The sequence below is a fragment of the Streptomyces sp. NPDC045021 genome (assembly GCF_056432645.1).
The window spans coordinates 100,320-106,542 of record NZ_JBWKIQ010000015.1 but is presented as its reverse complement, the minus strand read 5'-3'; the positions used below and the strand labels follow the sequence as shown (position 1 = coordinate 106,542).

The 6,223-nt window shown below is 71.6% G+C and carries 5 protein-coding genes; all 5 read left to right on the top strand.

Annotation, left to right across the window (positions count from 1 at the left end):
* The first annotated feature begins 409 nt into the window (after window positions 1-409).
* Window positions 410-1,219, top strand: a complete 810-nt coding sequence (locus AC07DC_RS34615; RefSeq protein ID WP_478918551.1) for a 2-amino-3,7-dideoxy-D-threo-hept-6-ulosonate synthase — start codon at window positions 410-412, stop codon at window positions 1,217-1,219.
* Window positions 1,216-2,319, top strand: a complete 1,104-nt coding sequence (locus tag AC07DC_RS34610) for a 3-dehydroquinate synthase II family protein (protein ID WP_478918466.1) — start codon at window positions 1,216-1,218, stop codon at window positions 2,317-2,319. Before AC07DC_RS34615 ends, AC07DC_RS34610 begins: the two co-directional genes overlap by 4 nt.
* Before the next feature lie 3 nt (window positions 2,320-2,322).
* Window positions 2,323-3,333: a bifunctional transcriptional activator/DNA repair enzyme AdaA gene (locus AC07DC_RS34605; RefSeq protein WP_478918465.1), complete on the top strand. Its 1,011-nt coding sequence runs from the start codon at window positions 2,323-2,325 to the stop codon at window positions 3,331-3,333.
* The gene (locus AC07DC_RS34600) at window positions 3,330-5,075 is read left to right on the top strand and encodes a class I adenylate-forming enzyme family protein (RefSeq protein WP_478918464.1); all 1,746 of its coding nucleotides are present in this window, start codon (window positions 3,330-3,332) and stop codon (window positions 5,073-5,075) included. The genes AC07DC_RS34605 and AC07DC_RS34600 overlap by 4 nt, the downstream gene beginning before the upstream one ends.
* A gap of 110 nt (window positions 5,076-5,185) precedes the next feature.
* Window positions 5,186-6,187, top strand: coding sequence for a methyltransferase (locus tag AC07DC_RS34595; RefSeq protein ID WP_478918463.1), 1,002 nt, complete (start codon window positions 5,186-5,188; stop codon window positions 6,185-6,187).
* The last annotated feature ends 36 nt before the right edge of the window (window positions 6,188-6,223 follow it).

Sequence of the window (6,223 nt, the reverse complement as noted above, 5' to 3'; positions counted from 1 at the left end):
CCCCGCCGCGCGCGCGGGTGGGGTGGGGGGGGGGGCGGGGGCCCCCCCCGCCCCCCCCCCCCCCCCGCGCGCGCCCCCCCCCCCCCCCCCCCCCCCCCCCCCCGCCTCTCTGCTTTTCTTGTCAGTAATTCTCTGGACCTCAGAGTTCCGCTTGTCTGTAGCGGCTCTGTGCAATTTCTGGTGTTCCCGACGGCATGCTATTCGCATGACGCGAAGACCTCCTAGGAAGGAGTCTTCCGGTCGACGATGAGCGGCAGCGCCCGACAGCGGAACACGGGAAAGCGGCGCCACTCAGGTGGGCGCCACCGAGGTTTCGGAGTCGTCGTCGACCAGTCCCAGGGGGCCGTACCGCGCACGAAGGCCCGGACTGCCGTCCTCCAGCACGTGTCGCACAAGGGAGTGCCCGATGATGAGAACGAGCTCCACGGGAAAACTGCTGCGTTTGACCAGACTGTCCGGACACGGGGACGGCCGTTACCTGTTCGTGCCGCTCGACCACTCGGTCTCCGACGGACCGATCGCCAGCGCCGACCGTTTCGACGAACTGATCCGGGACGTGGTGGCCGGCGGTGCCGACGGCATCGTCGTGCACAAGGGCCGGGCCCGTGTCATCGACCCCGAACTGCTCGCGGACTGTTCGCTGATTGTCCACCTGAGCGCCAGTACCGCCCACAGCCCGGACGTCGACGCCAAGGTCCTGGTCGGTGACGTCGAGGACGCCCTGCGGCTCGGCGCCGACGCGGTGAGCGTGCATGTGAACATCGGCTCGGACACGGAGGCGGCCCAACTCGCCGACCTGGGAGCGGTCGCCGCGGCCTGCGACCGCTGGGGTATGCCACTGCTCGCCATGATCTACCCGCGCGGTCCCCGGGTCACCGACCCCACCGACCCCGTCCTGCTGTCGCATGTCGTCAATATCGCGGCCGACCTCGGGGTCGACATCGTCAAGACGGTGTTCGCCTCCCCGGCCGAGCGGATGGCCGAAGTGATCGACAGCTCGCCGCTCCCGATCATCGTGGCGGGCGGCGCCCGCGCCGACAGCCTGACCGACTTCGCCACCTCGGCGCTCTCCGTCGGGTGCAGCGGGCTCGCCGTCGGACGACGGGTCTTCGGCGCCACCGCCCCGCGCGCCACAGTCTTCGAACTGGCCGGGATCGTCCACGGACACCCCGGCCCCCTCCTCTCTTCCCGTTCTCCGCGAATGGCAGGTGCCCTGTGAAGCTCAGCTGGATAGACGTCCGTTCCATCGGATCGGCCAAAGACGCCATCGTCGAAGAGGCGATCCACGCCCGGATCGACGGGATCCTCGCCTCCGACCCAACGGACTTCGCCGTACTCCCGCCGACCGTGAAGAAGATCCTCTTCCCTCAGGGGGAGAACCTCCCCGAGGACTTCGGCGCCGCCGATGTCGTCATCGTCGAGCCGGCCAAACACGGCGAGCCCGCCGAACTGGCGCTGCGCCACCCCGAGGTGGAGTTCGGCCGCTACATCGAGATCGTGGACGCCGAGTCGCTGGAGGAGGCCTGCCGCTCCGGTCGTACGGAGAAGTGGAGCGTGCTGGACTTCCGCGACCCGACGAAGATCCCGCTGGAGATCGTGATCGCGGCCGCCGCCAGGGCGGAGGGCAGCCTCATCACCATCGCCCACGACGTCGAGGAAGCGGAGATCATCTACGGCGTCCTCGAACTCGGCTCCGACGGTGTGCTCATGGCGCCGGCCGCGATCGGCGACGCCACCGGCCTCAAGCGGGCCGGCGAGGGCGGTGTGCCGGACCTGGAGCTGGTCGAGCTGGAGATCACCGCCACCGCGCACGTCGGCATGGGCGACCGGGCCTGTGTGGACACCGCCGCCTACTTCGGCAAGGACGAGGGCATCCTCGTCGGCTCGTCCTCCAAGGGCATGATCCTCTGCGTCAGCGAGACCCATCCGCTGCCGTACATGCCCACCCGCCCCTTCCGGGTCAACGCCGGGGCCATCCACTCGTACACCCTCGGCCAGAACGAGCGCACCAACTACCTGAGCGAGCTGAAGGCGGGCAGCAAGGTCACGGCCGTGGACATCCACGGGAAGACCCGACTGGTGGTCGTGGGCCGCGTCAAGATCGAGAGCCGGCCGCTCATCTCCATCGACGCGGCGGGCCCGGACGGCCGCACGGCAAATCTGATCCTCCAGGACGACTGGCATGTGCGGGTCCTCGGCCCCGGCGGCGTCGTGCTCAACAGCACGGAGCTCAAGCCGGGCGACAAGGTCCTCGGGTACCTGCCCGTCGCGGACCGCCATGTCGGTTACCCGATCAACGAGTTCTGCCTGGAGACGTGACAGATGCGGGAGCGAGCGTCCGACGCGGCGCGCAGAACACGACCGGCCGGCCGCTCGCGCCCGCCCCAGGGGGGCGCGGCGGCGGGGCCGCCCCAGACCAGGGAGTTCCCCGACGACGACGCCCGCTGGCGGGCCGTACTACGGCGTGACCGGCGCGCCGACGAGGCGTTCTGCTACTCGGTGGTGACCACCGGCACCTACAGCCGGCCGTCCTGCGGGTCACGGCACTCCCGCCGCGCCAACACCGTCTTCTTCCCGGACCCCGAGGCCGCCGAACGCGCCGGCTTCCGGCCCTGCCGGCGCTGCCGGCCGGACCAGGCGGCGTACGACCCGCACGCCGCCGCGGTCGTCCGGTCGTGCCGGCTGATGGAGGCACCGGGCCCGGCCCCCTCGCTCGGTGAGCTCGCGGACGCGACCGGCTTCAGCCGGTTCCACTTCCACCGCCTGTTCACCGCCCTGACGGGCGTCACCCCCAAGGCATACGCCGCCGCCTGCCGCGCCGACCGGCTGCGGCGGGAGATCCCCAGGACCGGGACCATCACCGAGGCCATCTACGAGGCCGGGTTCAACTCCAGCGGCAACTTCTACGCACTGGCGCAGGACCTGCTGGGCATGACGCCCAGCACCTTCAAGAACAACGGACGCGGGGAGCGCATCGGCTACGCGCTGGCCGAGTGCGAACTGGGCCTGCTCCTGGTCGGCACGACGTCCGCAGGCATCTGCTCGATCCAGTTCGGCCCCGACGCCGAGACCCTCGTCGGGCGGCTGCGCAGCCGGTTCGCGGAATCCGGGCTGACCGCCGCCGACCCCGGCTTCGGCCGCCGGCTGGCCACGGCCCTGCGCGGCACGGCGCCCCTCGCGGGCGACGCCGCCATCCCCTGCGACATCCGGATCAGGGCGCTGGGGGAGCGGCTGCGGACAGCGCTCAACGAGTCACGGCCGGGTCCCCCCGCACCGAGGGCTGAACCCGCGCCCTCCCCACCGATGGCACGAGCAAGAGAGGCACACGGATGAACATCCTCGGGACCCATCGCTCCGTCACCCAGCGCCTGCGCCTGACGGCTGACCGGCAGCTCGGTGCGGGCGACTTCTTCTGGCACACCTGGCGAACCGCGCGCGACCGCGACCGGCCGGTCCTGTTCCACCCCGACACCACGTCACCCGCCTGGGACGAGGGCGAGCTGCCGGGGGTGTCCCTCAACGACATCCGGATCGCCGCGATCCGGTACGCCCACTGGTACCGCACCCACGGGGTGCGCCCGTCGACCCACGTCGGGGTCTTCACCCGCGACGGACTGTACGGACTGCTCCACCACATAGCGATCACCAGCCTCGGCGCGGTCGCGGTGCACTGCAACCCCAACATGGCCATCGGCACGGCAGCGGAGTACTTCCGCCGCACCCGGACGACGATCCTGGTGGGCGACGCGGACCTGCTGGCCGGCTGCGCCGAGTCCTGGTCGCTGCCGAACGCGGCCCCGGACCAGCCGCTCCTGACCGAGGACATCGCGCGGCTCGACGAGACGGCCCCCCTGCCGCCCGCACCGCTGACCGGGTTCCCCTACCGCCACCGGCCCGACGACCTGGTGATGATCTCGCACTCCTCGGGGACCACCGGGCGGCCCAAGGCCCCGGTCTTCACCCACGCGTCGTTCTTCAACGGCAAGCGCGAACGCCTGTGGACCTTCCCCTCGCTGCGCTCCGACCGGATGCTGACCGCGCTGCCGCACAGCCACTCGGCCGGCATCAGCTATCTCAGCATGGCTCTCATGCTCGGCATCCCGACGCTGCTCCTGGACGCGGCGGACGGCGACTCGGTCGCGCGGGCCGTCAACTGGTTCCACCCCACCTTCGTCCTGGGGTTCCCGCTGACCCTGGCGGAGATCGACCCCTCCCGGATCACCCCGGACGCGGCCCGGCGCATCCACACCTGGAACGGCATGGGAGACGCCTCCCACGAACGCCACATCCGCCCGCTGACCGCGCTGGGCACCCGCCGCGACGGCGGGAAGGCACTGGCCGGTTCGGCGTACGTCGACGGGCTGGGCTCCTCCGAGATGGGGATGGTCCTGTTCAAGCAGGTCTTCACCCCGCAGTCGGCCGGCTTCGGGCGGCTCATCGGCCGCCCCGTCAAGGCCGTACAGGACGCCGCGGTCCTCGACGAGCAGGGCCGGCCGCTGCCCGACGGCGAAGCCGGACTGCTCGGCGTCCGCACCCCCAGCATCACCCCCGGCTACTGGGACGACCCGACGCTCGGGAAGGAGTCCGTGCGCAACGGCTACTTCCTGACCGGTGACGTCGTCCGGCGCGAGAGCGACGGCCTGTGGTACCACCTCGACCGCACCCCCGACGTGATCCGCACCGCCGACGGCCCCGTGTACAGCCTCCCCGTGGAGGAGGTCGTGCTGCTCACCACCCAGGCGTTGGACGCCGCGGTCGTCGCGGTGGACGACCCCGGGGCCCCCGGTGCCCAGCGGCCGGCCGCCGTCGTGCTGTTCGCCGGCGGCTCCGGGGCGGACTCCGGCCCCCATGACGCCTCCCCGCAGGACCTGCTGGACCGCTGCAACGAGGCGCTGGCCGGGCGCGGACTCGCACCGTTGAGCGCCCTCGTCATCGCCGCGGACCGCGGCGCCCTGCCGGTCGGCCCGACCGGCAAGGTCCTTAAGCGGCAGCTGCGCGAAGCGCACCAGGACCTGCTGAGCCGGCCGGCGGGAGCGGGCGCGGCCCAGCGTGGGCAGCGGCTGCCCGCGGCGTAGACCGCAGCCCCTGTACCGCGGCCCTCATACAGCTGCCTCACACAGCGGCCCGCACCAAGGGCCCGTCCGGCAACCCTCAGGAAGACCCACACACCGAAAGGCTCGACGACATGGCCGACGGGCAACCCGCACGCCGCGTGGTGGACATCCTCACCGGTGCTTGGCAGGCTCAAGCGCTCTACGCGGTCGCGGCACTCAATCTCCCCGACCACATCGTCTCCGGGAACACCACCGCCGCGAAGATCGCCGCGGCGGCCGGCTGCGACCAGGACGGCATCGAGCGCCTGCTGCGGCTGGCGACCGCCATGGGCGTCTTCGAGGAGACCGCGGAGTGCTACCGGCTCACCGGGGTCGGCGAACTGCTGCGCTCGGACGACGAACGGTCGATGCGCGACATGGCGGTGATCTACGGCGAGGAGTTCCACCGCGCCTGGGGACAGGTGGTCCCCGCCCTGCGCACCGGCACCTCCGGGTTCGCCGTGGCCTTCGGGACCCCGCTGCGCGGCTATCTGGAGACGGAACCGGGCGCGGGGGAGAAGTTCCAGAAGGCGATGAACGCCGGCAACGTGTTCTTCCCCGACGTCCTGGGGGCCTACGACTTCACCTCCTGCCGCACCGTCGTCGACGTCGCCGGGGGCAGCGGGATGCTCCTGGGCACCGTCCTGCGGGAGTACCCGCAGCTGCGCGGCGTGCTGTTCGACCTGCCGCACATGACCCCCGTCGCGCGGGAACACCTCCAGAGCACCCTGGGCCCACACCGCTGGCAGACGGTCGCCGGTGACGCCTTCCAGAAGGTCCCGCCGGGAGCGGACGTCTATCTGCTCTCCCGGGTCCTCCAGGACTGGGACGACGAACGGTGCGTACGGCTGCTCTCCGTCATCCGGAAGGCGATGCCCGACACCGGTCGGCTGCTGATCGTGGAACGGGTCATCCCCACGGACGGCTCCGGACTGCTGGCCCTGCTGTGGGACCTGCACCTGCTCATGGCCGCCGGCGGCCGGGAACGCACGCTGGACGGCTACCGGTCCGTCCTGGCCGGCGCCGGGCTGCGGTTGGAATCCGTCACCCCGATGGCCCTCGAAACGAGCCTGCTGGTCGCGGCACCGGCATAGGCCGGGGTCCGGCCGGCCCGCGACAACGCGAACCGA